The sequence below is a fragment of the Cutibacterium porci genome, from assembly GCF_009696315.1.
In the GTDB taxonomy this organism is placed as follows: Bacteria; Actinomycetota; Actinomycetes; order Propionibacteriales; family Propionibacteriaceae; genus Cutibacterium; species Cutibacterium porci.
The window spans coordinates 394876-421465 of record NZ_VUMG01000002.1 but is presented as its reverse complement, the minus strand read 5'-3'; the positions used below and the strand labels follow the sequence as shown (position 1 = coordinate 421465).

Genomic DNA, 26590 nt, shown 5'->3' with positions numbered 1-26590 from the left:
AGCAGCCATGAGCCACACCGATGTTGCGGCAGATCAACGCAAGCGAGTCTTTGCTTGGGCCATGTGGGATCCGGGCACTCAGCCCTTCGCCTCAGTCATTACCACCTTCGTCTTCGCCGTCTACATCGTCGGTGACGCTTTTGGACCTAAGGACAGTACCGTCACCGCGTTGTCATGGACCATGAGTTTGGCGGGCCTAGCTATTGCTCTGCTGGCACCTGTTGTCGGGCAGTGGGCAGGTCGGCGGGGTCGGCAAGTGACGGCTCTGAAGTGGCTTACCTGGGGCTTGGTAGTGATGTCAGGGTTGCTGTTTTTCGTCAAGCCACATCCGTCCTATCTCGTCTTCGGACTGGTGCTGTTGGGCGTTGGGACGATTGTCTCTGACGTCGGAAGTTCCTTGTATAACGGCATGCTTGACGACGTTGCACAGTCTGGCAAAGTTGGACAGATTTCTGGCTTCGGGTGGGGGATGGGCTATCTGGGCGGAATCATTGCCTTACTCGTCATTTATGTCGCCTGGATCAAACCAACGGTGGGTTGGCTTGGGGTAACAAGCCATGACGGCATGAACATTCGTGTGTCCATGCTGTTTTGCGCGGTATGGATCTTGGTGTTGACCCTGCCTACCTTCCTCATCCTGCACGACACGCCACGACGAGCCGACGAGTCAGAGACTAAGCTCCGGGGGTTTCGAGCATTGGGGCATGCCTACGCACAGTTATGGCGCAGTGTGGTACGGATCTGGCATGTCAGCCGTAACACCATTATTTTCCTCATCGCATCCGCATTCTTTCGAGACGGCCTCAATGGCGTCTTTCAGTTTGGCGGGCCAATAGCTCGGCAAACCTTTGGATTCAGCGCGTCAGATGTGCTCGTCTTTGGCATTGTGGCCAATCTCGTGGCCGGCATCTCCACAATGCTGCTGGGACGCATCGATGACCGCATCGGTCCGAAACGGCTCATTATCTTCTCGCTGATCGTGCTATCAGCGTGTGGTATTGGCGTTTTTATCGGCCATAACGGCTCCGCCATGGTGTTTTGGGTGCTCGGCCTTGTCATGTGCGGCTTTGTCGGACCAGCCCAGTCCGCGTCGCGAAGTCTTCTTACCCAGATTTGCCCGCCTGGATACCAGGGAGAGGTCTTCGGTCTCTACGCGACCACTGGCAAGGCCGTCTCGTTCCTGGCTCCGGCGCTCTTTGGCTTCTTCGTGACGGCAGGCCATAACGTTACCGGAGGTGATAACAACCAGTATTGGGGAATCATGGGCATCGTCGTGGTATTGCTGGTGGGGTTGGCTGCCATGATTCCGGTCAACACCGCTGAGATCCACAGCCAGGCCCACGCGGACTAATCGTCGAGCTCAACGCGCCCAGTGGTGACGTCGTAGACCATTCCGCAGACGTCAGCTGCGACCAGAGGATCTGAGCGCAAACTATTGACGTCGTAGCGTAATCCGGCTATCTGATCGGGAGTTGAGCCGATTCTCATACCGGCAAGGTCCGTACCATCAGCGCGGCGTATCTTCTCGACCACTGAAGCGTCATCACCACTAGCCATGGCACACTTGGTGTGGGCTAGCATGACAATCCGGTCGATGCCGAGTACATGGGATCCGATAATCAGCCCGATTCGGGTATCGGGGGTCAGACGTCCGCCAGGAGTCCGCAAGATTTTGGCATCCCCGACCTTGAGGTCAAAGATGGCCAAAGGATCTAGCCGCGCATCCATGCAGCAGACAATGCCGACTCGTTGGGCGGCCTGCCCAGGCATATCAGCCAGATCAAAGGACTCGGCGTAACGAGCGTTACCCGCCAGCAGATCATCGAACATGGCGGCAGTCTAACGGGCCATCAAATATGCGGCACTGTCCTGGAAACCGCGGCCAGCAATCCTTGCATCTGTCTCGTTGGCGCACCGGTCAATACCTGAGCTAGACATCGTCGACGTGCCATAGCCTCAGCGTGTCGGCCTGGGTTTTCCTGTCGTCGGTGTATGCAAGCTATAGCGACGCCGATTAACTAAACAGATCGGGCTGGGTGCCGAGTGATTCATCATTAGGTGATGGGCTATCGACATCGCTCGGTTCGTTGGGTAGTGGATCATTCTCATTAGCCCCATGACGCCGAGTTCCGACAGCCAGAATCGGTTGTCGTCCGAGGTCGCCGGACCCGTCTCGTCGCAGAGTGGGTGCTGGCAGGGAAAGAGGCACCCCGGATGCGGCACAGGCCACCACCGGATCGGGTCCCGCCCAGGCCAGGACGAGGGCCGTTTCTGCCTTGAGGAACCGCTGGCACCTCATGCCGCCGGTGGCTCGACCCTTGGATGGGTACTGGTCGAGAGGAGTCACTTTCACCGAGCCTGGCTCCTTGCCTGCGGCCGAGGGAGAGGACGCGGCTACCGTCACTACTGACGATCCATGGCCGGGGGTTGCGCCAAAGAAAATCACTGGATCTTTAGCCTTAATACCGGCGACACCGCCGCCCAAGCGCCCTTGTGGGCGCACAGCAGATGCAGGGAAATGCAGCAGGGCAGCGCCTTGGGTGATGAAACACAATTCGACGTTGTCGTCACCTATCTCAACGGCACCGACGACCTCGTCACCATTTTTGAGACTGATGACATCCCAGCTGTCCTTACCGAGTAATTCAGGGTTGACCCTCTTCACAATGCCGTTTCGGGTGCCAAGAGCCAAGGACGGTCCTTCTTCTGACAGGCTCGTCACGGCGAGAGCCCGTTCGCCCTTCTCTAAGCCGACCAGGTCGGTCAGCGGGGTGCCACCAGCTACCGACGGTGCAGTCGCGGTCATCGGCAGGCTAGCGAGGTCGATAGCGTGGGCGCGCACCAGGCGACCGGCACTTGTGATGATGCCGAAATCACCGCGGGCGGTGGTGCGGGCGGTTGAGATGATGACGTCGTGGTTGGCGCGATCCCCGTCAGAGGGAAGGCAGTCGTCGGTATCGATGCGAGCCACCAAGCCAGTCGCGGACAGTAGAACCCAACATGGGGCGTCCGGCACCTCAAGGGGAGCTGATGCCGCCGCAACTGACGGTGCCGCTCCCAACAGTACCGTGCGACGCGGAGTGCCGTACTTGGACGATACGTCGGCCAACTCCCTGGACACGACTCGACGCAATTCGGCCTCGTCATTGACGATGAGCGTTAGCCCGTCGATGCGTTCACGCAGGTCATCACGCTCGGATTCTAATTCAATGGTGGAGAATTTGGTCAGGCGCCGTAGCTGCATATCCAGAATGTAATTGGCCTGCATGTCGTCTAGACCAAAGGAGTCCATGAGTCGCGTGCGGGCGGTTGCAGCGTCGTCAGAGGAGCGAATGATCGCGATAACATCGTCAATATCGACAATGGCCAGTAGGAGGCCTTCGACCAGGTGCAGCCGGTCTTTGGCCTTATTGAGCTGGAAATGTGTGCGCCGTAGCGTGACGTTGAGGCGGTGGTCCAGGTAGACCTGCAACATGTCGACCAGACCCAAGGTGCGAGGCTGTCCCTCCACCAGGCTGACTGCATTAATCGAGAAAGAATCCTCTAGCTTAGTGAGCTTGTAAAGCCGTTCTAGCAGGGCCTCGGGGTTTATCCCATTCTTTACCTCAATGACCAAACGGGTGCCGTTAGCAAGGTCAGTAAGGTCCTTAACATCGGAGATTCCGGTGATCTTCTTTGCCTGAACTAAGGTCTTAATTTGGTCAATAATCCGCTCCGGGCCAACCATATACGGCAACTCGGTGACGACGATACCGCGTCTGCGTGGAGAAACCTTCTCAATACGAGCGGTAGCGCGAATTTTGAAGGACCCTCGGCCGGTGCGGTAGGCGTCAGCAACGCCATTCAGGCCAATAATCCGTCCTCCAGTAGGCAAATCAGGCCCCGGAATGAATTTCATGACATCGTCAAGGCCAGCGTCACGGTGGTCGAGCATATGGCGTAGGGCTGCGATGACCTCGACGAGGTTATGGGGGGGAATGTTAGTGGCCATTCCCACGGCAATGCCAGATGCTCCGTTGACGAGAAGGTTCGGAAACGCGGCTGGAAGCACCGACGGCTCATGTTCTTTGCCATCGTAATTGGGCTCAAAATCCACGGTGTCTTCGTCGAGTCCCTCAATCATGGCCAGAGCTGGCGGGGCCATCCGACATTCGGTGTAACGCATGGCCGCAGGACCGGCGTCGAGGGAGCCGAAGTTGCCGTGGCCGTCAACGAGGGGTAGGCGCATCGCCCAGGGCTGGGCGGTGCGAACCAGAGCGTCGTAAATGGCGCCGTCACCGTGAGGATGTAACTGGCCCATGACCTGGCCGACAACGCGAGCGGACTTCACGTGAGGACGATCAGGGCGTACCCCCATGTCACCCATGGTGTAAAGGATGCGACGCTGAACGGGTTTGAGCCCGTCACGGGCGTCAGGCAGGGCGCGGGAGTAGATGACGGAATAGGCGTACTCCAGGAAACTATTCTCCATCTCGCGGGAGACGTCGACGTCGATGATGTTCTCGGTGAAGTCGTCGTCCACCGTCTTTTTGGCCATCGTTACCTCCATAGCAGCACGCGCTAAGGACCCATTTTGGTCGATCGGCGCGAAAACTGCATATTAGAGCTTGGGGCGACCTTCGTGACCAAGCACCGTGTCAAGGAGCGGAGCGAGCTGATCGCCGTCGGGAGCATGGACGAGTGGCGCAGATTCGGGGGTCCACTGCACTCGATGGCGGTCCTCCAGCACAGTTGTCGTGCCATGGGCAAGGACCTGCTGGGTCGTCGAAAGCTCACGGATGGCGATGGCCCTAGTATGGCCAGGCTGGAGTTCATCGAACTCTGAGTAAATTCGAATGTCATGCTGGCCGTCGTCACCGACAAGGACCCATTCGATGTCAGGAAAGTCGCGAGCTAACTCGCGCAAAGCGGTGCGCTTGTGATCCACCCCAGAACGGAACCATCCGGTGTTCGTCGGCCCCCAGTCTGTCAGCAGCAAAGGTCCTTGCGGATATCCGTGCCGGGCGAGAAACCGCACCAGGAATGGGTAGGTATTCCACGCGCCGGTCGATACATAGACCACCGGGGCGTCTGGGTGCCGTTTTAGAAGCTGCTGGTACATCCGTGCCATCCCAGGAATGGATTTGCGGGCCTGCTCGGTGAGCACGAAAGAGTTCCACGCCGCGATAAGGGATCGGGGCAGGGACGTAGCGATGACGGTGTCATCAATATCTGAAACAATGCCGAAGCGGGTATTCCGGGACACGACGAGTACCTTGGCAGTCGCGGTGTCACCGGTCGTCGACAAGGTGACCTCATGCCAGCCTGGCTGCAAACCGTGGTTCTTGACGCGCACATCGACATATCCTGCGCGGTCTGCTTGCACCGTGATTTTCTCACCGTTGACGTCGATAACCACTTCTGTGCCAGGCGCGGGTAAGCCGAGGAAGTTGCGCCAACCACGCTGCGACAGTAATTCAATGGACAACAAATTTCGGCGAGTCAACGGAGACCGGTCTGGCTGAAGCTCCTGCTCGAGATTGCGTCCAGGCGGACTAGTCAGAATGACTCGCCCCAGAACACGCACATGGGTAGCCGATCCATAACTGCGATACCCGATGACGCGCGGCACCCAGCCCCGTTTGCGCAGTGTCGTGTTGAGACGCCTGTGAACGGCATCCTCAACTCGGGCTCCGATGAACGGGCGGTTCGACATGTCTTGGAGATTACTGGATCAGGCTTCATCGTGGGACGATGGGGCGGTGAGTCAGTCTGTCGATCAAGCCCGAACTCCTCTGCCGGCTGCCCTAGCAGCTGAGATCCAGTCGTGCGGATTTTTCCCTGAGCTGGTTATTGATGTTGCTGAGACGTCTTTGGCGGGGGAAGACGTTCTCGACCACCTGCTACACCTTGAGGCGACTTTTGACAACGACGAGGTTCATCGTCACCTCACCGTGATCTTGCGCACTGCGACCCGAATGTTGATCGGCCACACTGACGAGCGCGCTGAGGCAGGACAGTTGCAAGCGGTGACGTCTAGCGAGTCCATTCCGCTATCTCACGTGAATTCGGTGGTGCTTACACGCGTCGTGCAGCACCCTGACCGATTCGGTACAGACCCCTCGTCACAGACAGTCGAAACCTGGCTCCAAATGACATGGGGTGCCGTCTCGCGAATTGAACTTGAACCTGCCACCTGCGCAGATCCCTTGTGTACCGCAGACCATGGTTACACCGGAACGTTCAGCGGAGACGATATCGTCATCAGAATGAGCCCGGCGGCCGATGGTCCCGACCAAGTTGACCGTTTGATGGCATTCGCGACAAGAATGCAGGCCGTTACGGGGACAGCCCGATGAGTTTCGCACTCGCCTCCGACCTCACGTCACCTGGTCCTAAGACGCTTTCTCATCTGGTGCCCGCGATGGGTCGGGCGCTCCTGGGCGAAGGTCCGGCTGGCCTAGGGCTTCCTGACGCGACGCGGTACGTCCTCCTGCTAGTCGATGGAATGGGGCGAGACAACCTTGAGCAGTTTTATCATCTTGCCCCAATTCTGTCGGACATGCAGAAGTGTCACGATCTGACGTGCCAGGTGCCCTCAACGACGGCGACCTCGTTGAGCTGCATTGGCACTGGTACGGTGCCCGGACGTCACGGCGTCGCCGGATACACATTTCGTGCGCCCTCTGGTCGAGCCATGAACGCCCTCAGCTGGGCAAATGGGGATGACCCGGAAATCATCCAGCCCCATCCCACGGCGTTCGAGGCGCTTGTCGCGGCGGGAGTGACGGTGAGCAGCGTCGGCCCAGCACGGTTTCAGCGATCAGGATTAACGCGCGCGAGTTTACGCGGGCCGCAATTCATTCCTATTCACGACGAGGACGACGTGGATGAACGCGTCGACAAGACTGTGCGAGCCTCTCGCTCAGGTGACGTTTCATTGACGTACGTCTATGAACGCTCCTTGGACCACGTTGGGCATGGCGAAGGATGGCAGTCGTCAGCATGGCGGTCGCGCCTCATGTGGGTTGACAACCTTGTGGGTGCCCTCCTCGACGAGCTTGACCCTGGAACGGTGCTGGTCGTCACGGCTGACCACGGCATGATCGACGTGCCCGGTGATCATCGCGTCATGGTTGAGGATGAGGGCGGATTGCTTGCTGACGTCGATTTACTAGCCGGTGAGCCCCGATTCCGTCACATTTACACCCGCCATCCCGACGATGTCGCACAGCGATGGCAGCGAGTGCTCGGAGATCGCGCTCAGATCGTGATCGGCGACCACGCCGTTGCGGCTGGCCTTTTTGGACGCGTAGACGCATCCACTCGGTCCCGGTTCGGCGATGTCCTCGCTATCACTCGTAGCGACTGGGCCATCATGAGTCGGGCTACGCCAAAAGAGCTCACCCTGGTTGGCATGCACGGGTCGCTTACGCGCTGTGAAATGCGAGTTCCGTTGCTGGCACAGATTTGTGAGGGATGAGGTCTGTGAGGGATGAGGATGGCTGAGCTCGTTTTCCATACCGGGCCGATGGACTCCGGAAAGTCCACTCTGGCATTGCAAATGGATCATGCGCAGTCGGCGCACGATCGCCAAGGAGTCCGATACGCCATGCATGACCGCTCCGGTGGTGCTCGGATCACCTCGCGGATTGGATTGAGTGTCGAGGCTGTTGAGGTCACTGGTGCCTTGAACCTTTACCAAGACGTCGTCGCGCGCCTTAGTCGAGGGGGACGAATTGACTACCTCATCTGCGATGAAGCCCAGTTCTATCGGCCCGAACAAATTGACCAACTGGCACGGGTCGTCGATGATTTAGGAATCGACGTTTACTGTTTCGGAATCCTAGCTGATTTTCGGACGGAGCTTTTTCCCGGCTCGAAGCGTCTCGTTGAGCTGGCCGACCGGGTCGTAGAACCCCCGGTTTCGCCGTTGTGCTGGTGCGGTCGTCCCGCCACCCATAATGCCCGAATCGTCGATGGCGTGATGGTGCGTGAGGGTGACCAAGTCGGCGTCGGAGACGTCGGTGGCGGATCAGAGATCCATTACGAGGTGTTGTGCCGACGTCATCACCGTCAGGGGATCACCGGGGAGATTTCCAGGGCGACCCTCTCGGAACAGACCTTACCTTTTGATGGGTCAGAGTCCTAACCATACTCAGTATCGAACCTGATTGTACTCTGTATCGCGCCTGATTGTATTCAGTGCTGAATTGTGTAGCGACTGAGATTATGGAGCGGCTCAGACTGTGTAGCGGTATTGGGATCGCGGTCACGCAGTGCAGACCTGCCGGTGTCGGGAGTCTCAGGCGTGTGGGGTTGGGCCACCAAACATGATCTCATCCCAGGACGGGATTGACGCCCGCTTTGATTTACGCGGTTTGCGTTTCTTGCGGGGGCGTTCGCCTTCCTCGACGAGAGCATCCTGTTGTGGAGTGTCAGTATCAGCGTGAGCCAATGAGGTCTTGGTGCGTGGTGCCGACGTCGTGGCCTGGCGTGTGGAAGACGGTGAATCGGTTGCTGGGCGTGAGGGGACAGGTGACTGGTCCTCCCCGGTTTTCTTCGGCTTCTCGTCGTCGTGCGACGCATCCTCTGTTGGCTCAGGGCTCTGGCTAGCGTCAGAAGAAGACGGGGCATCAAGGACCGGGGTATCGAGGCCCTCATAAATGTTCACCGAGTCTTCTTGGAAACCGGCCAACATTTCGTAGAGCATGTCCATGTCGGCTGGCGAGGAGGAGTCGAAGTCATAGACACCGTCGTGCTTCGTCATCCCAGCGACAGTCTCAGGATCAGAGCTGTGGCGCTGGCGGTTGCTGACAGCCCGCACGATCGCCAGCTCGTCATTGAGGTCGAGGGTCGGCTCCTGGTCGGGATCGGGAGCTCCCTCAGGTAGGGGCTCGGCTGGGGCTGGGGACCGATCATTGACGAGCCACCGCGCACCGGCATCCTCGGGAGAGGTATGCCGTCCCTTGAGGTCAAATCGGAAGGTTGCGGCGTCGGGAGCGCCCTCTTCGGAGGCCGGCCAATGCGCTTCCAGCGCCCAGGTACGGTCCTCGTGACGCCAGGACCGCCAGGCGATCTTCTCGTCAGGGATCGAGTTGGCTTTGGCGACTCGGGCGATCACGGTGCCCAGCGTGCGATGGGATCCGGGTGCCCCAGCACGGCGCACCGGGCACGTCATAGCAACCTCGATGATGTGGTCCAACTCGGCAAGGACCGGCACCGCGAATGGTTCCACCTGATCGACGCCGACGCCCGCCTCAGCGGCCACTTCCTCGACAGTGGCCCCGGAACGGATCCGCGATTGAATCTCGCGGGGGCTCAGAGCGCTGTCCATCGTCCACCTTCCCTCCCGGACCTTGGCGGCCGGGGTTTGGCTGTGTGAGTCACCAAATTTACTGCCTTCTGGCGTGATGGTACCGCCCAGATGCCAATGCGCGCTGTCTGTTGATTTGACAGGTGTGATACACAAGGGGGCGAATGTTGTGCGGTCGCATCTCGTCTCACGACGGGTTGACGACGTCTCGAGTCCTTACTGGAAGGTGACCATGGCTACCGATTATGACGCTCCGCGTAAGACCGATGAGGAGGTCAGTGAGGACTCCATTGAGGAGCTCAAGAACCAGCGCAACGATAAAAACTCCGGCAAAGTCGATGAGGACGAAGTCGAGGCTGCCGAAGCTTTCGAGTTGCCTGGTGCTGATCTTTCCCACGAGGAATTGACGGTTCGTGTTCTGCCTCGTCAATCTGGCGAATTTACCTGCGCATCGTGCTTTCTCGTTAAAGGACGGTCCCAGCTAGCTGAGGAGCGTGACGGGCAGTTCTACTGCGTCGATTGCGTGTGAGTTCTTACGCGAATGGCCCCCGCCCAGTATGGACGGGGGCCATTGCTGTCATGAGGGAAGGCGATCAGTCGTCGCTGTCATTGCCAATGTTCTTACCGGTGATGGGGTTAACCGAGCTGAAGTTCATCCAGCGCTTGTTGACGAAACGATGCATGAGCAGCTGCGATCCGGCAATGCCGATGCCGCTAGCTAGAGCCCACGACAGTGCCTTCGTGGTTGACACCTCTGGGTCGTCGGGCTGAGGGGTTTCGTCGTCGCCAGTGACGTATTTCCACACGCCCTCGACGACCTTCTGGCTGACGATGGTGGTGACCGCGCCGAGGGCTCCGGCGTAAACCTTCCACAGGATCTTTTCTGGGATCATGCTGTCATCATATGGTGTGCTGGCTCGTCGACTAGTCTGTGATGGTGAATTTCCCTTCAGGATCAGTGGTCTACTCTGAGAGACTCTGGGCACCGTTGTCATGGTGGCTTATTGGTGCGGCGGTAGCGGTGTCACTCATCGTCGCGGTGGGCGCGTGGACGAGCCTGACCACGGGGATTATTGTGGCCGTCATTATCGTCGTCGCGGTGGTTGCAGCTTTCCTCAAAGCTGGAAGTGTGCGGATTGTGGTCACTGACGACGGATTCGGTGTTGGCCGTTCCTGGATCGAGTGGTGTTGGGTCGATCGGGTGCGAGGTATGGACGCCACGACGATGAACTCAGTCATGCGATCCAGTCACCAGGTGGGGTCGTTTTTGGTGACACGGCCATGGATTCGATCTGGGCTTGTGCTGAGGCTCGCTGATCCTGCTGATCCCCACCAAGCATGGATCGTCAGTACACGGCATCCAGAGAAACTCGCCGCTGTCGTGTCCGAGTACGTCGTGGGGTTCCCGTCTAGGTCCAAGGAGACTTCTCCGAACTCTATGGAGGATCATCATGGCTGATGTCGTTGTGCCGACTGTGGCAGACCCCGAGGCGATGCCCCGATACGCCATGCCCGGTGATGCCGGTGCTGACCTCACCTGCCGTCACGATGTCGATTTGGCTCCAGGGGAGCGAGCGATGGTCGCGACGGGAGTGCGTGTTGCAATTCCTGACGGTTATGTGGGATTCGTGAACCCGCGGTCGGGGCTAGCTGCGCGTTATGGACTGTCGATTGTCAATTCACCTGGAACGATTGATTCCGGGTACCGCGGGCAGATCAACGTGCTGCTCGTCAATACCGATCCGCGAGATTCGGTGCATCTAGATGCTGGTTCCAGGATCGCTCAGCTCGTCGTCGTCCCAGTAGCACACGTTGTTTTCGAGTTAGTCGAGGATCTCGACGAGACCGAGCGTGGGCAGGGAGGCTACGGTTCGACCGGCGTTTCCGGTATGCCCCCGGTTGACGGATAGACTTCATTTTAGACTGCATTTGTTGACACCACAGTGTCGGTCGAGGAAGGACACAATGTTCGGTCGCAAGAAGCGCAACGACGACGTCGAGGAAGTTATCGACGAACAGCTCGAGACTACTGAGGAGGCTCCTGACGACCTCGACGCCACGGAGCCCCCTGAGAAGGATGAGCATGGCGAGGAAAAAGACACCTCTGCTTATCGAATCAACCTCGACCGTGAGGATGGGCCTTTCGATATTGACGAGGTGGATCTCGACGCTGACGACGTTGAGCGCATTGACTTCGGCTCCCTCATCGTCACCCCATTTGAGAACATGCAGATGCAGATCCAGTTGGACCAGACCACAGGTGCCGTCCAGAGTCTGCTCGTTGTCCAGGGAAATTCAGCCATCGAGGTTGCGCTTTTCGCCGCGCCCGCTTCGACTCTCATGATCGACGAAGTCCACGAAGAGATGGTGCGCGGCACCGCGAGTCAGGGGGGCGAAGCCAATGTCGGTCCAGGCCCGATGGGTGCCGAGTTGCGCCGTATCGTTCCGATGAAGGGCCCCGACGGTGAAGACGGTTACCACGTCTCGCGCACCTGGTTGGCCCAGGGGCCGCGCTGGTTGCTGCGCGGTGTCCTTATGGGGGAGTCGGCGCTGGGCGACAAGCTCGACTCCACCGGACAGTTGCTGCTGGAGTTCTTTTGCAACCTCGTGGTGCGTCGTGACGATAGCCCGCGCGTCCCTGGTGACGTCATTCCACTGAAGGTGCCTGACGGTTTGCGTCCAGAGGAGTCCTGACATGGTTCAAGGCGACGATCCTCACCACGAGTCGAGGCTTCGCCGGGTGCTGCACCGTATGGTTGCGTCCAACGAGGACCTCGTTGACGACGATCTGCAGCGTTCCAGTCTTGATGCGGGAGTCTCGACGATTGCCGAGGCGAAGTTGCGTACTCGCGCCTCCCTCCAGGGGCGCATCGAGGTGCTGACCCTCAACCCGCGGGGCACCAATCGGTGGCTTGAGGCGGAGCTCAGGGACGGGACCGGTGCCGTGACTCTCATCTGGATGGGGCGTCGGCGTATTCCCGGTTTGCGCGCTGGGCGACGCCTGAGCGTTGAGGGAATGATTACTGAGGCTGGCGGACGACGGGTTATCTACAACCCTCGGTACACGGTTCTTCCCGACTGAGGGGCAGTCGGCGGGCCGTTGACAGCCCGCCGCCCTGAGCCTGAGACAAGGCCCGAGAAAAGAGCGACGGCTCGGAAAGCGTCAGACGTCGTCAGCGTGGCGCTAGCAGGTCAACAAGGTCGGGTTCGTAATTGGGTGAGACCATGAAGAGCAACTCGTCACCGGCCTCCAGAGCAGCCTCGCGTTCGGGTGCCCGGCCTTGGCCATCGCGGATGATGGCGACTAAAACGGCGTCGCCTGGCATTGAGATATCTCGGATGCGGTCGCCAACTCGGGGTGAATTGTCGGGCAGGGTGAGTTCGACAAGGTTCGCGCGTCCCTTCTGGAACGTAAACAAACGTACCAACTCGCCGACGGTGACGGCCTCCTCTACAAGGGCGGCCATGAGTCGCGGGGTCGAGACAGCAACGTCGACGCCCCACACCTGATCAAACATCCACTCGTTACCGGGGTGATTGACACGAGCAACTGTCCGAGGCACCCCAAATTCAGTCTTCGCAAGTAAGGAGTGCACCAGATTAACCTTGTCATCGCCAGTGGCCGAAATAGCAATGTCGCAGTTGTCGAGGCGGGCTTCTTCTAAGGTAGCCAGCTCGCAGGCATCCGCGCACAGCCACTCAGCTTCCGGGACGGTGTCCGGCTTCATAGCTTTCGGGTTTTTGTCGACGAGTAAAATCTGGTGCCCATGGGCGGTCAGCTCACGGGCAATGGATCGGCCGACGTTGCCGGCTCCAACGATGACGATTCTCACGATTCTCCTTGCCTCGGGTAAATAGCGTCGTCCGTGACGATCAACGCTTGACCGGTGGCTTGGCTAATAGGCCCTCGATTTCGGTGATTCGCTCCACCTCTACGGCGGCGTAGACGACGTCGCCGTCCTGAAGCAAGGTAGACCCGTCGGGGACCATACCTTGACCAAATCTCAATAGAAATGGCAGAGGAGTGTGGATGCGGTTCTCAATTGCGGAGATCTTCATTCCGACCCAGTCGGTGTGGGTGTTGACGCGAATCAAACGCACCTGTCCGGATGGATCGCGCCAGGCCGGCTCAGATCCCTCCGGCATGAGGCTGCGTAGCACTTGATCTGCGGCCCACCGGACGGTAGCGACCGTAGGAATCCCGAGCCGCTCATAGACCTCGGCTCGGCCTTGGTCATAGATACGGGCGACGACGTTGTCGATGCCGAATTCCTCGCGGACCACCCTGGCGGACAGGACGTTCGAATTGTCGCCGCTGGACACAGCAGCGAATCCGTCAGCGTCCCGGATCCCAGCTTTTTCGAGTACTGATCGGTCGAATCCGACCCCCTTGACTGTCCGTCCTTTGAAGTCAGGTCCTAGACGGCGAAACGAGTTCTCGTCGATGTCAATAACTGACACGTCGTGCCCGCGCTTCTCCAATAGGATGGCCAAGCTTGATCCAACTCGGCCGCATCCCATAATGACGATGTGCACGTGACCCCTCTCCTGGGTGGCGATGGCACCCATCCGTGTCGTGGTTGTCGGTGCGTGTCGCGTTCTGGTGAGCCTGTCCCATATGAAGGCGTCCCCTGGACCGACGTCTATGAGGTTACCGGATCAGACAATGCTGGCGACGTGCCGATGATGCTTCTCGCAAGTAGAGTGGCCCGTCGTGAAGGTTTTCCAAGCCGTCAAAAGGGTGCTCATCGGGCGCAAGCTCGAGAGCAGTGCGCTGGGCGAGACCCTCCTACCAAAGCGGATCGCCCTGCCGGTATTCGCCTCCGACGCGCTCTCCAGCGTGGCATACGCTCCGGACGAGATTCTTATTACGTTGTCCTTGGCAGGTGCTTCTGGGTTCGCGTTTTCGTGGAAGATCGGTATTGCCGTTGCTCTGGTCATGCTTATTGTGGTCATGAGTTACCGACAGACGGTACATGCCTACCCTTCCGGCGGTGGTGATTATGAGGTCGCAACAGCTAATCTGAGTCCCCGATTCGGTCTTGTGGTTGCCAGCGCGCTTCTCGTTGACTACGTGCTGACGGTGGCTGTTTCGGTATCGTCAGGTGTCCAAAACGCCGAAGCGATGATTCCCGGACTCGCCGGGCATGAAGGGCTGACGGCGGCGGTCGTTATTGCCATCCTCACCGCCATGAATCTGCGAGGCGTGAGGGAATCAGGAACGTTTTTCGCTGTCCCCACCTATGCCTTCATGATCTCAGTGATGTGCATGGTGGTATGGGGCATGACGAGGATCTTCGTCCTAGGAGATAATCTTCGTGCGCCAACTGCGAACTTCACTGTTGTCGGGGATCCTAAATACACCGGCTTAGTCGGCGTCGCCTTCGTTGTCCTTATGGCGCGCACCTTCTCGTCGGGCTGTGCCGCTTTGACGGGGGTCGAGGCAATCTCGAATGGCGTTCCGTCGTTCCGGCAACCGAAGTCAAAAAATGCCGCCACGACTTTGGCCATGCTTGGCGGCATCGCCGTGTCAATGTTGATGGGGATTCTGGTCCTGGCCAATGTCACTGGCGTCAAGATGTTCGATATGACGGGGGAGTCTCACCTCGTCGACACTCATGGACACGTCGTTAAAGATCAGGTGACAGTGGTTGGCCAGCTGGCGCGCACCGTTTTCTATGATTCCTTCAAGCCGGGCTTTTACATCATGATCGTCTGCACGATGATTATTTTGTTCCTGGCTGCCAACACCGCTTTCAATGGTTTTCCGGTGTTGGGTTCGATCCTTGCCCGTGACGGATTCTTGCCACGGCGTCTCCATGCTCGCGGCGACCGGTTGGCTTACTCCAATGGCATCGTGACCCTCGCTATCGGTGCCATCATCCTGGTGTTGGCATTCAACGCGTCTGTGACGGCCCTCATTCAGCTTTATGTTGTCGGCGTCTTTATCTCTTTTACGGTGAGTCAGACCGGCATGATGCGCCACTGGACACGCCTACTGCGTACCGATACCTCAGCCGGGGTGAAGCAACGTCGTCGGTGGAAGCACTCCAGGATTATTAACGGTATTGGGCTAGTCGGCACCGGTGTCGTGCTGCTCATCATCTTGGCGTCGAAGTTCATCCACGGTGCTTACCTAGCGCTCATCGCCATGGCTGTGGTGTACGTACTCATGACGTCTATCAAAAAGCACTACGCCTCGGTGGCCCGAGAGCTGGAGCTCAACAGCCCGTCAGACCGTGCCTTACCTTCGCGGGTTCATGCCGTGATTATGATTTCGGACCTCAACAAGCCGACGATGAGGGCTATCCAATTCGCGAAGGCTACTGTCCCTACCTTCCTGGAGGCCGTTATCGTCGACGTCGATCCCGACGTCACAGAGCGCTTGCTAGAGCGCTGGGATGAGGAGGACATTGACATCCCTCTGAAAATCATCGCTTCCCCATACCGCGAGGTTACTAACCCGTTAATCGACCATATTCGCCGTATCCGCAGTGAGAATCCGCGCGACATGGTCGAAGTGTTCATTCCCGAGTACGTCGTCGGCCACTGGTGGGAGCACTTTCTGCACAACCAGACGGCCCTCGTCGTGCGTGCTCGGCTGCACTTTATGCCTGGTGTGCTGATCTCTTCGGTGCCGTATCAGTTGCGTAGCTCGGCGATTCGTGAAAAGCGGTGGAAGCGCAACGATCCCCGGTTATGGCGGGATCCCGGCGCAACCATCGCTCCACGGCACTGATATGGCACCAACGGTCTTAGACTTGGGCAAATGCAGAACTGCGTTGATGCGTCCCAGACCGGTGAGGTCGATCTTGTTATGGGCAATATCGCCCACGGTGGGTACTGCGTGGCGCGTCTCGACGGCAGAGTTGTCTTCGTCCGCGGTGCGTTACCGGGCGAGAAGGTCCGAGTCCGGCTGACCGATACGTCGAAGGCCTCGCACTGGTTTGGGCACGCCGTCGACATTATCTCGGCCGATTCGCATCGCGTCGATGCGCCATGCCCAGTGGCGGGAGAATGCGGTGGGTGTGACTTTCAGCACGTCGACGTCAGTTTTCAACGCGAACTCAAGCGGCGTGTTGTTGCCGAGCAACTCAGCCGTCTCGCTGGCATCACGTGGTCGGGCAAGGTGGAGGCTGTTGACGGATCCTCTGACGGTCTGGGTTGGCGTACGCGTATGCAATATCGCAGCCTCAACCAACGTCCAGCCCTGCGGCGTCATCGCAGCCATGACCTGGTTCAGGTTCCCCAGGGGGGTTGCCCGATTGCGCACCCGGCAGGGCGTGCTGCTGCTGAAACTGCGTGTCGGACGGCTGAGCAAGCAATCGTCATGGTGACCAGCTGCCTTACGGAGGATCCAGAAGTAAGCGTCATTGCAGATGGGCAACTCGTTTCTGGCGGCGAAACGATGACAGCCCATGTTGGCCAGCGCCGGTGGAAGGTTGGGGCCGGAGGTTTCTGGCAGGTTCATCCCGGGGCTGCTGAAGCGTTGGCAGATGCGGTCGTCGAAGGCTTGAATCCCCATCAAGGTGACGAGGCGCTCGATCTGTATTGCGGTGTTGGACTCTTTGCGGGGCTACTGGCAGACCGCGGAGTTCGAGTTCGAGGTATTGAGGTGTCGCGTCAGGCGGTGGCACTGGCCCGACGCAACGTACCTGGTGGCCGTTTCACCGCTGGGCGTGTGGAGCGGGTGCTGCCCCGGATGTCGACTAAGGCCAATATAGTGGTGCTCGATCCGCCTCGAAAGGGTGCGGGTAAGGCTGTCATCCAAGCTGTAGCACGGACATCTCCCCGAGCGATCGCTCATGTCGCCTGTGATCCGGCCGCTCTGGCTCGCGACGTGCGCTTATTTGACGGTTACGGCTATGCGCCGCGCTCAATTCGCGCATTTGACGTCTTTCCGATGACTCACCACGTTGAAGCCGTTGCGGTTTTAGAACCGAAGGTCTGAGATGGCAGGTCCAGTTCCGAAATGTCCGTTGCGCCCTGGGGATCCGTGCAGTTTGTGTCAGCTGTACGTGACTGGCCCTCAAGACTGCGGATTGGTGTACCTCGTCATGGGCGACGATGCCTTACGAGATGAGCTTGCGAAGTCGAGGAGTGCGGCGCGGGCGAAGGTAAGCACACCGCCTGAAACGAATCTTGTGGCTATCGCTGAGGATGATGAGTTGGGCACGGATCCCCGACTTGAGGGGGTCGACTAATGGTCAACGCTAACTAAGTGTTCCCTTAGTTGGGATGGGCTTTGTAACAAGGTATCTTGACGTCAAGATACCTTGTTCTGCCACATGAGCGGAACTCGACGCGAGATGATGAGGTCTGCATCCACCAGTCAGGAGTCCACATGAGTGTCAACAGCTTCAACGCGAGGCGAACCCTCGACGTCGACGGCCAATCCTACGAGATCTACGACATCACCAAGATTGACGGTTCCGACAACCTCCCGTACAGCCTCAAAGTTCTCCTTGAGAACTTGTTGCGCACTGAGGACGGTGCCAATATCACTGCTGAGCAGATCGCTGAGTTGGGGCATTGGGACGCCGACGCTCAGCCGTCCAAGGAGATCCAGTTCACTCCGGCCCGCGTCATCATGCAGGACTTCACCGGTGTGCCCTGCATTGTCGATTTGGCGACGATGCGTGAAGCCGTCGCAGACCTCGGCGGTGATCCCCGCAAGGTCAACCCGTTATCCCCGGCGGAGATGGTCATCGACCACTCTGTCATCGTTGAGCGTTTCGGGACTCCGGAAGCCTTTGAGCAGAACAAGGACATCGAATACCAGCGAAATCGTGAGCGCTACCAGTTCCTGCGTTGGGGGCAGAGTGCTTTTGAGAACTTCCGCGTCGTCCCGCCGGGTACCGGTATCGTTCACCAGGTCAATATTGAACACCTCGCTCGGGTGACCTTCGTCCGCGACGAGGACGGTACCAAGGTCGCGTACCCCGATACCTGTGTGGGCACCGACTCACACACCACCATGGTCAACGGTTTAGGTGTCGTCGGCTGGGGCGTCGGTGGTATTGAAGCCGAAGCTGCCATGCTTGGTCAGCCCGTCTCTATGTTGGTTCCGCGTGTGGTCGGCTTCAAACTTTCTGGGGAACTGCCCGATGGCGTTACTGCTACCGACCTCGTTCTGACAATTACCCAGATGCTGCGCGAGCATAAGGTTGTTGGCAAATTCGTCGAGTTTTATGGCCCCGGTGTCGCTGCTGTGCCGCTGGCGAACCGCGCCACCTTGGGCAATATGAGCCCTGAGTACGGCTCGACCATCGCTGTTTTCCCGATCGACGATGTCACCCTCGATTACCTGCGCCTTACTGGTCGCGACGAGTCCCAGGTCAAGCTCGTCGAGGCCTACGCCAAGGCGCAAACGATGTGGCACGACCCGCAGCGTGAGCCCCAGTACTCCGAATACCTGGAGCTCGATCTTTCGACAGTGAAGCCTTCTATCGCGGGCCCGAAGCGCCCACAGGACCGCATCCTCATCTCCGAGGCTAAGGAATCCTTCGAGAAAACTGTTGGTGACTACACCACGAACCCGGATGCAGCCGTTCCCGTGACCTTGGCCGACGGCCGCTCTTTCGAGTTACGCAACGGCGCCGTGACGGTGGCCGCGATCACCTCATGCACCAACACGTCAAACCCGAGCGTCATGATTGCTGCCGGTCTCGTCGCCAAGAAGGCTCACGAGTTGGGCCTGGCTCCGAAGCCGTGGGTCAAGACGTCGCTGGCCCCGGGCTCCCAGGTTGTTACTGACTACTTTGAACGCGCAGGGCTTTCTGAACACCTCGCCGCTATGGGATTCGACCTTGTCGGCTATGGCTGTACTACGTGTATCGGCAACACCGGCCCGCTCATTCCTGAAGTCTCGGCCGCCATTAACGGCAATGATCTTGCCGTCACAGCTGTGCTGTCTGGTAACCGCAACTTCGAGGGTCGCATTAGTCCCGACGTCAAGATGAACTACCTAGCGAGCCCACCGCTGGTCGTCATCTACTCGATTGCCGGCACGATGGATATCGACCTCAATAACGACGTTCTCGCGACCACGTCGGATGGTCGTGAGGTTCGTTTGGCTGATTTGTGGCCCTCCACCAAGGAGATTGAGGAGATCGTTGGATCGTCTATCTCCGCTGAGATGTATACCGAGCGCTACGCTGACGTCTTCGATGGTGGCCCGCGCTGGAAGGAACTTGACACTCCAGAGGGCGAGACCTTCGCTTGGGATCCGGCGTCTACCTACGTGCGCAAACTGCCCATCTTTGACGGTATGAAGGCTGAGCCGGAGCCGGTCGGCGACATTACCGGGGCCCGAGTGCTGCTCAAGCTGGGCGATTCGGTCACAACCGACCACATTTCGCCTGCGGGCAATATCAAGGCCGATTCACCGGCAGGCCAGTGGCTGGCCGGTCACGGCGTCGAGCGTCGCGACTTCAATTCCTACGGCTCCCGTCGTGGCAACCACGAGGTCATGATGCGCGGAACCTTCGCCAACATTCGGTTGCGTAATCAACTTGCCCCAGGCACGGAAGGCGGTTTCACGCGCGATTTCACCAGGGCTGATGGACCCGTCACCACGGTTTACGACGCCTCGGTGAATTACCGCGATCAGGGTATCCCGTTGATCGTCTTGGGCGGCAAGGAATATGGGTCTGGGTCGTCCCGAGACTGGGCTGCCAAAGGCACCCAGTTGCTCGGCGTCAAGGCGGTCATTGCTGAAAGCTACGAGCGCATCCACCGCTCCAACCTCATTGGAATGGGTGTCTTGCCGCTGCAGTTCCCTGAAGGCCAGTCAGCCGCTTCGCTTGGCCTGACCGGCGAGGAGACGTTCGAGATTACCGGTGTCGATAAGATCAACGAGACGATCCCGGAGACGGCCCACGTCAAGGCCGTCGGCGGTAAGGCTGTCGAATTCGACGCGGTCGTGCGCATCGACACCCCAGGGGAACGGCTGTACTACCTCAACGGGGGCATTTTGCAGTATGTGTTGAGGAATATGGCGCAGAGCTGACGGACGAACGAGAGGGGCGGGAGGGTTCCCGCCCCTCGTTGTGTTGTGAAGCGTGTCTCGCCTTTCCCCTGGGGCGCTGCGCGCGTGGCTTTCTAGCCATTACGGCTGGCTGAACCTCCGTCTGGGGATCCGTCTTCCTGAAGCGGTGTGAGGGATGCGGCCCTACCCACGCTCGGGCGCAAGCTGCTCTAGATAGTGAGCGTGAGGCGAAACCGAGCGCTAAGCAGACCCCGTGTCACCGGGGGAGGTCCTAAGATGGCACGTATGGCTCTTCTCGACGACATCGGCTGTCCCGACGATGTGAGGAAACTCACCATTGAGCAGGCCGAGGACCTCGCCGAGGAAATCCGTACCTTTCTTATAGACAAGGTGTCACGTACGGGTGGCCACCTTGGGCCGAATCTGGGCGTCGTCGAGTTGACGATCGCCCTGCACCGGGTGTTTGACTCTCCCCACGACCCCATCATCTTTGACACTGGACACCAAAGCTACGTCCATAAGATTTTGACTGGGCGCGCCAACGGTTTTGAGAAGCTGCGCCAACGTGGCGGGCTTTCTGGGTATCCCAGTCGCGCGGAATCTGCGCACGATTGGGTGGAAAACTCCCATGCTTCGACCTCGTTGTCATGGGCTGAGGGCATGGCTAAGGGATTTCTCTCTCGGGGAGAAGACCGCACCGTTGTCGCCGTCATTGGCGATGGAGCATTGACGGGGGGAATGGCGTGGGAAGCGCTGGATTCTATCGCTGATCAACAAGACCTCCATCTGGTGATCGTCGTCAATGACAACGGTCGTTCGTACACTCCGACGGTGGGGGGTCTGGCCAACCAGCTTGCCATTATCCGCACTGATCCTCACTATGAGGAGGCTCTCGACCGGATGAAGCGGCACGTCACTGACAAGCCGCTCGGCAAACAGGTATTTGGTCTGATGCACGCTGCAAAAGCGGGTGTCAAAGACGCGCTCATCGGCAATGGGATTTTTTCCGATCTTGGTATCAAGTACCTCGGCCCGGTTGATGGTCACGATGTTTCCTCTGTCGAACGAGCCCTCGAACTTGCCAAGCGTTACGGCCATCCCGTCATCGTCCACGTCATGACGACCAAGGGCAAGGGATTTGCTGCTGCCGAGGCGAATGAGGAGGATCATTTCCACGCGGTCGGAAAGATCGACCCAGTTACCGGTGCCTCACTCAAGGCATCCGGTGGCGCTTCGTGGACTCAGGCTTTTGCTGGCACCATGGTTGAGCTGGGGGAGAGGCGTCCTGACATTGTCGGCGTGACCGCGGCCATGCTTCATCCTGTCGGCCTAGCGCCGTTCGCAGCCCGTCACCCCGATCGAGTTCTCGATGTCGGCATCGCTGAACAGCATGCGGTCACGTCTGCTGCTGGCATGGCCGCTGCAGGCCTACACCCGGTCGTAGCCCTCTATTCCACCTTCCTCAATCGCGCTTTTGACCAACTCCTCATGGATGCCGGTTTACACCACGCGGGTGTGACGATAGTGCTGGACCGGGCTGGTATCACTGGAACCGACGGCGCATCTCACAACGGCATGTGGGATCTGGCGATGTGCGGCATTGTCCCTGGCCTCATGCTGTCGGCCCCGCGGGACCGTCAGCACCTTGTGTCCGTACTCAACGAGGCTGTCGACATTGACGATCGTCCAACTGTCATCCGGTATTCCAAGGACCCGATGCCCGACGATATTCGTGTTGTCGCGTCCCATGATGGCCTCGACGTACTGCGTGAGGGTCCCGAGAACGGGATTCTTCTTGTGGCACACGGTCAGCTGTGCGCCGAGGCCCTCACTGCGGCAGAGCAACTCGACGTCCCGATTCGCGTCGTCAGCCCGAGGTGGTCCTTGCCCGTGTGCACGGGGCTCATAGCGGAGGCCACGAAGGCTCGCGCAATCGTCAGCGTCGAGGATGGGCTGGTTATTTCCGGACTTGGATCTCACCTGGCTGATGTGCTGTCGCAGCGAGGTGTGTGGCGTCCGATACGCAATCTCGGAATCCCGCAGCGTTACCTCGATCACGATTCGCGCTCGGCGATCATGTCTGAGCTTGGTCTAGACGCTCAGGGGATTGCTGAAGCTGTCAGAGAGTTCATGGCCCAACTGGGTGACGAGGGACGCACAGGAGGCCGAGACTCATAGCGCCGTTGTGGACAGCACATCGGAGAGAATCTCTCGTTGCCATGGCCGTGCGCCGAGATCAGCCAGAAATGCGTCGACCCCTTGGACTGAACAGTCCTCGGGAGGCTGCCAGGCAAACTGCCTCAGCCATGCTGGTGTACAGAGGTTTTCGGGAGGAACGTCATACTGAGCGGCCACGTCGTTGACGGCTGGTCTGACGGCCGACCACCGCGCCGCCTGCTTCGGGTGATGGTGCTGCCATGAGCGGGGATGGGGGATAGCCGAGGATGGCTCTCGCAACGGCGGGTACTGCTGCGGCGATACGCCCCGTGCGTGATTGATTGCATCGACCCACGTTGAGCGGTGCTTTTTTGCTTCCCTGTGGCGAAATCCTTTCATGGCCAGGATTGTGTTGGCATCAACGTTGACGGTGCGGTCGCAGCGACGGGCCGCAGCTATCAAGACGTCGTCACGGAGCACACGACCGGGTGCAATGTCGAGGTCGTGGGCAAGATTCTCTCGCGCTAGCCACAAATCATGCGCTAATTGCAGTCCAGCCCGACTGCGAATATCACCGATATGGCTGATCCTGCGCCAACGCTTCGGATTGACGCCCGGTTCCTCACTGGGCAAGCCTGCGGCGACCTCAACAAGGTGGGCGAATTCCTGACGAGCCCACTCTAGTTTTCCGGTGTTGCGAAGATCCTCGAGGGTCTTGTCTTTGAGATCATTGAGGAGTTCGACGTCAAGAGCTGCGTACACCAACCAATCATGGGGGATTGGTCGACGCGACCAATCAGAGGCGGAGTGCTCTTTCAGCAGAGTTACACCACAATAACGCTCGACCATCGGTCCTAATCCGACCCTTGGTAGGTTGAGAAGGCGACCTGCCAATTCAGTGTCAAAAAGGTCACTAGGGCGTAAATCATCCATAGCAAGGCAGGGCATGTCCTGGGGGGCCGCGTGGAGAATCCACTGAGTTCCAGCCAGTGCGTCGGCGAGTGGTTTGAGGCCGATAGCTCCACCGAGCGCGAGGGGATCGACAAGGTGAGTTCCCGATCCCTCTCGGCGCAACTGGATGAGGCAGGCTCGGGGACTATAGCGAAACCCGTGAGCACGTTCAGTGTCGATGGCGACTGGTCCGTGGCCATGACGGAGGGCCTGACAGGTGCGTATTAGGCCTTCACGAGAGTTAACGACCGGCGGCACTCCCTCGCGAGGTTCGGCGAGGATCGGCACATCGTTCACGCGAGCTTAGCCCGTCGGGGAGGGATAGTGGCGATCTCGTCGGGGGCCGGAGAAATCCCGCACGACAGCAGACATAGATCGCTCCACGATGCCAAATGAGAGTCGACGTCCTCAGTGGCAGACAAGACCGGTGTCCATGAGGCGCGCAACTCAATGTGGTTGGACTCGGGGTCCGCCGCAAGTCGGCCGAAAGGCCGGCTCACAACTGAGGTGACGGTGCCAGCTTCGGCGTGGAAGACGGCACAATGGGATGTCAACGAATCGGTAAGCCATGACCACGCGACATGCCCGACAAGCGGGTCAGAAGCCATGGACGGATCGACGTCAGCGCGGATCATGGCGACGAAGCGGCTGGTTCCCTCCCACGCATCAGAACCGGAGGGATTGTGCAACAAAATGAGACGTCCGCTACCGAGCTCGTCTCCCCTGATGGAAACCGAGCCCTCGATTGCCACCGAGAACGGTGAGACGCGGGTAGGAGCGGGGATCTCACGGACTTCGAGTTTGTCAGACCACGAATAGTCGAGGATCCGGGAACGCAGCTCGTCGAAAGCTACGGGATACATCTGCCGAATCACCCCTTCAGGTTATGGGGGCTGGCAGTGACAGTGCTTCCTCGACGCGCCGCGCACCGTGGATCTATGGGGATGAGGTTGAGGGTTTCGATTCCCAGTAATGGTGTCGTCACTCGGGTTGATCGCTCAGCTCCAGATCCAGGCAGATGGAGTTAATGCAGTACCGCATATCAGTCGGGGTATCGAAGCCCTCGCCGGAAAAAACATGGCCAAGGTGGGAGTCGCAGCGGGCACACCTGACCTCGGTTCGTGGACGGCCAGGAATGGACTCATCCTTGAGGTACCGCACGCGGTCTTCAGCCAGCGGCGCGAAAAACGAAGGCCAACCGCAGCCGGAATGGAACTTATGGGTAGAACGGAACAACTCGGCTCCACATGCTCGGCAGTGGTACACGCCCTCGGCGGTGGTGTCGGTGTACTCGCCAACGAACGGAGCCTCAGTCCCCGATTCGCGTAAGACGTGGTACTCCTCGTCGCTGAGACGTTCGCGCCACTGATCAGGGGTTAGCACCAGGCGAGGTTGCAGGTCCGGTGATGTGGTGTGCTCGTCGTTCATGATCTCCTCCGCTCCGGCGAATCTCTCCGTATGTGATGAAACGATAAAGCAGGTGTCGTCATTTGTATTACGGCAGGATGGGGGAGCGTAGGGAGAAAGGACGATCATGGCTAAAGATTCGCTTCGACTATCTGATGTGTTGCGTTGCCCGCAGGCCCCTGTTGACATCAACGCGATCGACACTGGCGCTACTCCGGAGGCTCCGGGAGATAAAGATAAGACTCTGAAACAATTCGAGCCGATGGCAGAAGAGCTGTCTGAATTGCAAGAGCGGCTATTTGCTCGTGGTCGTAGCAACCCTGAGGCCCGTCGGGTGCTCGTCGTCCTTCAAGGCCTGGACACCGCAGGTAAGGGTGGCGTCGTTCGTCATGTCTTTGGTCTGGTTGATCCGCAGGGAATTCACCATCACAGCTTCAAAGCTCCTACTGATGAGGAGCTCGAGCATGATTTTCTGTGGCGGGTCCGCAAAGCCTTGCCTGAGCCCGGGATGCTAGGTGTCTTTGATCGCTCTCATTATGAGGACGTCTTGGTAGCCAGAGTGGACAGCCTCGTCGAGGAAAAGGTGTGGAAGGAACGCTACAACATTATTAACGAGTTTGAACTGGAACTCGTTGCTAACGGCTACAACATCATTAAGTGTTTTCTGCATATTTCTCCGCAAACCCAGAAGGAGAGGCTCGAAGCTCGTCTGGATAATCCCGCAAAATATTGGAAGTACAACCCGTCCGACCTTGATACTCGCTCCAAGTGGTCTGACTACATGGATGCTTACAACGACGTGCTAAGTCTGTGCAATCCTGACGTCGCACCGTGGTACATCATTCCCGCAGACCACAAATGGTACCGCAATTGGGCGGTAGGCCGGATCCTGCTCGAGACCATGCGTTCGATGAAGCTTACCTGGCCTCCTGCCGACTTTGACGTTGAGGAGGAAAAACAACGCCTCAGCCAGGCGTGAAGCATCGCCGGTGTTTCAACCCGCCTATTATTCCGGGGCGACGTCGTCAATCGGCTCAGATACTAACCCCATTGCTGCCGAGCAATAGCGCTCGAAGGCGAGGGCTGCAAGTATAGGGTCGTCGCCTAACGGCGCGGAGACCACTTCAGCTCCAGCATGAAGGGCACGATGGGTGTGTGCGCGGAAGGTTTCGTCGTCACAGATCCACAGGCTTCCCACTGCAATATGGCGACGCCCCTCCCGACGCAATTGGGTGACGACTTCTTCCACAGCAGTAGCACCGCCGCTGTTGGTGGCGATACGGACCGGAAGGTGATGGTGCTGGGACCATAGCCGGGTCAACTTGGAGAGCATGGCAGCTCCACGAGGATCTCCACCATCAGGAGTCGACAGAACGAGGGAGTCTAGTTCCTGGGCATGTACTCGGTGTGCTGCCAGGCGAAGACGCGCGTCGACGAGATTGAGAAGGGCTGGCGCCGGGCCGGTGGGGCGCGCAACACGGATAGCCAGATCGTGGTGAGTGCGATGAATGTCCTCCGCATGCCGGGCCAGCTGCGGCGGGCTGTAATGCAAATGGGTGGCACTGATGGGAACCAGCACCAACTCACTCCATGACGGCTTGATGCGGGGCGCCTTGCAACGGCCCTTATCTGGGACGAAGCTCACTGTCGATTCAATATGTGGATGTAAATGCGACATTCGTTGACGCAACCGCTGACCGATGAGGGTTGCTGAAGCCTCGGACACCGCAGGGAGAACGAGGTCGAGTACCGGCGCAGCCATGGGACCACTTCCTTCCCCCATCTTTGAG

26 protein-coding genes are annotated in these 26590 nt (G+C 58.8%); 15 read left to right on the top strand and 11 right to left on the bottom strand.

Going from position 1 to position 26590, the window contains the following annotated elements; translation table 11 throughout:
* The first annotated feature begins 7 nt into the window (after window positions 1–7).
* Entirely contained in the window at window positions 8–1351 is a 1344-nt protein-coding gene (locus FYJ43_RS05930) for an MFS transporter (RefSeq protein ID WP_154562874.1), read from the top strand.
* Here FYJ43_RS05930 and FYJ43_RS05925 read toward each other — a convergent pair.
* The 3 genes from FYJ43_RS05925 to FYJ43_RS05915 form a co-directional block, all read right to left on the bottom strand.
* On the bottom strand, window positions 1348–1830 hold the full coding sequence (locus tag FYJ43_RS05925; protein ID WP_154562872.1) for a carbonic anhydrase: 483 nt from the start codon (window positions 1828–1830) through the stop codon (window positions 1348–1350). The two genes, FYJ43_RS05930 and FYJ43_RS05925, sit on opposite strands and share 4 nt — an antisense overlap.
* Before the next feature lie 184 nt (window positions 1831–2014).
* Window positions 2015–4537, bottom strand: a complete 2523-nt coding sequence (locus FYJ43_RS05920; RefSeq protein ID WP_154562870.1) for a DNA gyrase/topoisomerase IV subunit A — start codon at window positions 4535–4537, stop codon at window positions 2015–2017.
* A gap of 63 nt (window positions 4538–4600) precedes the next feature.
* Complete coding sequence (locus FYJ43_RS05915; RefSeq protein WP_326833384.1) at window positions 4601–5695, bottom strand: App1 family protein; 1095 nt, start codon at window positions 5693–5695, stop codon at window positions 4601–4603.
* Between FYJ43_RS05915 and FYJ43_RS05910 the strand changes: the two genes are divergently transcribed.
* The 3 genes from FYJ43_RS05910 to FYJ43_RS05900 are packed head-to-tail and all read left to right on the top strand — an operon-like array spanning window position 5676 to window position 8131.
* The gene (locus tag FYJ43_RS05910; protein ID WP_154562868.1) at window positions 5676–6338 is read left to right on the top strand and encodes a DUF5998 family protein; all 663 of its coding nucleotides are present in this window, start codon (window positions 5676–5678) and stop codon (window positions 6336–6338) included. The genes FYJ43_RS05915 and FYJ43_RS05910 overlap by 20 nt on opposite strands.
* Window positions 6335–7462, top strand: coding sequence for an alkaline phosphatase family protein (locus tag FYJ43_RS05905; RefSeq protein ID WP_154562866.1), 1128 nt, complete (start codon window positions 6335–6337; stop codon window positions 7460–7462). Before FYJ43_RS05910 ends, FYJ43_RS05905 begins: the two co-directional genes overlap by 4 nt.
* 12 nt (window positions 7463–7474) lie before the next feature.
* Window positions 7475–8131, top strand: a complete 657-nt coding sequence (locus tag FYJ43_RS05900) for a thymidine kinase (RefSeq protein WP_154562864.1) — start codon at window positions 7475–7477, stop codon at window positions 8129–8131.
* Window positions 8132–8284: 153 nt separating this feature from the next.
* On the opposite strand, the gene sepH is transcribed toward FYJ43_RS05900, so the two are convergent.
* Window positions 8285–9316, bottom strand: a complete 1032-nt coding sequence (sepH, locus tag FYJ43_RS05895) for a septation protein SepH (protein WP_154562862.1) — start codon at window positions 9314–9316, stop codon at window positions 8285–8287.
* Window positions 9317–9527: 211 nt separating this feature from the next.
* Here sepH and FYJ43_RS05890 point away from each other — a divergent pair, with 211 nt between their 5' ends.
* Window positions 9528–9824: a DUF4193 domain-containing protein gene (locus FYJ43_RS05890; RefSeq protein WP_002513666.1), complete on the top strand. Its 297-nt coding sequence runs from the start codon at window positions 9528–9530 to the stop codon at window positions 9822–9824.
* A 64-nt stretch (window positions 9825–9888) separates the two neighbouring features.
* Here the strand turns inward: FYJ43_RS05890 and FYJ43_RS05885 are convergent, their stop codons facing one another.
* Window positions 9889–10188 carry a DUF4235 domain-containing protein gene (locus tag FYJ43_RS05885; RefSeq protein ID WP_154562860.1) on the bottom strand — a complete coding sequence of 100 codons (300 nt, stop codon included), beginning with the start codon at window positions 10186–10188 and terminating at the stop codon, window positions 9889–9891.
* A gap of 41 nt (window positions 10189–10229) precedes the next feature.
* Between FYJ43_RS05885 and FYJ43_RS05880 the strand changes: the two genes are divergently transcribed.
* Genes FYJ43_RS05880 through FYJ43_RS05865 form a run of 4 tightly spaced genes read left to right on the top strand, consistent with a single transcriptional unit; the run spans window position 10230 to window position 12377 of the window.
* Complete coding sequence (locus FYJ43_RS05880) at window positions 10230–10754, top strand: DUF3093 domain-containing protein (RefSeq protein WP_154562858.1); 525 nt, start codon at window positions 10230–10232, stop codon at window positions 10752–10754.
* The gene (dut, locus tag FYJ43_RS05875) at window positions 10747–11205 is read left to right on the top strand and encodes a dUTP diphosphatase (RefSeq protein WP_154562856.1); all 459 of its coding nucleotides are present in this window, start codon (window positions 10747–10749) and stop codon (window positions 11203–11205) included. Before FYJ43_RS05880 ends, dut begins: the two co-directional genes overlap by 8 nt.
* A gap of 55 nt (window positions 11206–11260) precedes the next feature.
* A complete protein-coding gene (locus FYJ43_RS05870; protein WP_154562854.1) occupies window positions 11261–11989 on the top strand; it encodes a DUF3710 domain-containing protein in 729 nt (242 codons plus the stop codon).
* 58 nt (window positions 11990–12047) lie between these two features.
* Window positions 12048–12377, top strand: coding sequence for an OB-fold nucleic acid binding domain-containing protein (locus tag FYJ43_RS05865; RefSeq protein WP_407643729.1), 330 nt, complete (start codon window positions 12048–12050; stop codon window positions 12375–12377).
* A 91-nt stretch (window positions 12378–12468) separates the two neighbouring features.
* Here the strand turns inward: FYJ43_RS05865 and FYJ43_RS05860 are convergent, their stop codons facing one another.
* Together FYJ43_RS05860 and FYJ43_RS05855 are read right to left on the bottom strand one after the other, a co-directional pair.
* The gene (locus tag FYJ43_RS05860; RefSeq protein WP_326833383.1) at window positions 12469–13128 is read right to left on the bottom strand and encodes a potassium channel family protein; all 660 of its coding nucleotides are present in this window, start codon (window positions 13126–13128) and stop codon (window positions 12469–12471) included.
* A gap of 40 nt (window positions 13129–13168) precedes the next feature.
* Window positions 13169–13864: a potassium channel family protein gene (locus tag FYJ43_RS05855; RefSeq protein ID WP_154562850.1), complete on the bottom strand. Its 696-nt coding sequence runs from the start codon at window positions 13862–13864 to the stop codon at window positions 13169–13171.
* A gap of 145 nt (window positions 13865–14009) precedes the next feature.
* On the opposite strand from FYJ43_RS05855, the gene FYJ43_RS05850 reads away from it, so the two are divergent.
* From FYJ43_RS05850 to dxs, 5 genes are all read left to right on the top strand, one after another.
* Window positions 14010–16034, top strand: a complete 2025-nt coding sequence (locus tag FYJ43_RS05850) for an APC family permease (RefSeq protein ID WP_326833382.1) — start codon at window positions 14010–14012, stop codon at window positions 16032–16034.
* Window positions 16035–16064: 30 nt separating this feature from the next.
* On the top strand, window positions 16065–17246 hold the full coding sequence (locus FYJ43_RS05845; protein ID WP_154562848.1) for a class I SAM-dependent RNA methyltransferase: 1182 nt from the start codon (window positions 16065–16067) through the stop codon (window positions 17244–17246).
* Between the two features lies 1 nt (window position 17247).
* Entirely contained in the window at window positions 17248–17499 is a 252-nt protein-coding gene (locus FYJ43_RS05840) for a DUF6767 domain-containing protein (protein ID WP_154562846.1), read from the top strand.
* Window positions 17500–17639: 140 nt separating this feature from the next.
* The gene (gene acnA, locus FYJ43_RS05835) at window positions 17640–20306 is read left to right on the top strand and encodes an aconitate hydratase AcnA (RefSeq protein WP_154562844.1); all 2667 of its coding nucleotides are present in this window, start codon (window positions 17640–17642) and stop codon (window positions 20304–20306) included.
* Window positions 20307–20570: 264 nt separating this feature from the next.
* Window positions 20571–22463, top strand: coding sequence for a 1-deoxy-D-xylulose-5-phosphate synthase (dxs, locus tag FYJ43_RS05830; protein WP_154562842.1), 1893 nt, complete (start codon window positions 20571–20573; stop codon window positions 22461–22463).
* Here dxs and FYJ43_RS05825 read toward each other — a convergent pair.
* The 3 genes from FYJ43_RS05825 to msrB form a co-directional block, all read right to left on the bottom strand.
* Window positions 22458–23690, bottom strand: a complete 1233-nt coding sequence (locus FYJ43_RS05825; protein WP_326833381.1) for an HRDC domain-containing protein — start codon at window positions 23688–23690, stop codon at window positions 22458–22460. The two genes, dxs and FYJ43_RS05825, sit on opposite strands and share 6 nt — an antisense overlap.
* On the bottom strand, window positions 23687–24256 hold the full coding sequence (locus FYJ43_RS05820; protein WP_154563426.1) for a DUF3000 domain-containing protein: 570 nt from the start codon (window positions 24254–24256) through the stop codon (window positions 23687–23689). Before FYJ43_RS05820 ends, FYJ43_RS05825 begins: the two co-directional genes overlap by 4 nt.
* A gap of 118 nt (window positions 24257–24374) precedes the next feature.
* Window positions 24375–24821, bottom strand: coding sequence for a peptide-methionine (R)-S-oxide reductase MsrB (msrB, locus tag FYJ43_RS05815; RefSeq protein WP_154562840.1), 447 nt, complete (start codon window positions 24819–24821; stop codon window positions 24375–24377).
* A 106-nt stretch (window positions 24822–24927) separates the two neighbouring features.
* Here msrB and FYJ43_RS05810 point away from each other — a divergent pair, with 106 nt between their 5' ends.
* Complete coding sequence (locus FYJ43_RS05810; protein ID WP_154562838.1) at window positions 24928–25779, top strand: PPK2 family polyphosphate kinase; 852 nt, start codon at window positions 24928–24930, stop codon at window positions 25777–25779.
* Window positions 25780–25806: 27 nt separating this feature from the next.
* On the opposite strand, the gene FYJ43_RS05805 is transcribed toward FYJ43_RS05810, so the two are convergent.
* Complete coding sequence (locus FYJ43_RS05805; protein WP_154562836.1) at window positions 25807–26562, bottom strand: sirohydrochlorin chelatase; 756 nt, start codon at window positions 26560–26562, stop codon at window positions 25807–25809.
* Window positions 26563–26590: the final 28 nt, after the last annotated feature.